Annotated in this window: 1 pseudogene; it reads right to left on the bottom strand. The window is 63.7% G+C overall.

The window, feature by feature from the left end:
* Positions 1 to 526 (bottom strand): annotated as a pseudogene (locus CKO11_RS17360) (aconitate hydratase); the annotation flags it as partial.

Genomic DNA, 526 nt, shown 5'->3' with positions numbered 1-526 from the left:
CTGATAGGCCATCGAGGCGTCGAAGATCGAGGTCTGCTGCCCGTCCGGCCCGAGCGTGTAGCCGCCCTCGACCCCGTCCAGCATCTCGTTCTTGATGCGGATGTTGGCGAAGGTGCCGCGCATCATCACTTCGTGGTTGCCGCGCCGCGAGCCGTAGGAGTTGAACTCGCGCGGCGAGACCTGCCGCTCGACCAGATATTTCCCGGCCGGCGTGCTCTCCTTGAACGAGCCGGCGGGCGAGATATGGTCGGTGGTGATCATGTCGCCCAGAAGCGCGAGGATGCGCGCGCCGGTGATGTCGGTGATGACGCCCGGCTCCTTCGACATGTTCTGGAAGTAGGGCGGGTTCTGGATGTAGGTCGAGCTCGCCGGCCAGTCGTAGGTCTGGCTGTCGGTGGTCGAGACCGCCTGCCACTTGGCATCGCCCTTGAAGACATCGGCATATTTCTTCTGGAAGGCCTCGCGGGTCACGGTCTTATCGACCAGCTCGGCGATCTCGGCGTTGGTGGGCCAGATGTCCTTGAGA

It is taken from the genome of Rhodobacter sp. TJ_12, from assembly GCF_020023995.1.
Taxonomy (GTDB): domain Bacteria; phylum Pseudomonadota; class Alphaproteobacteria; order Rhodobacterales; family Rhodobacteraceae; genus Rhodobacter.
This window is presented reverse-complemented; position numbering and strand designations above follow the sequence as displayed.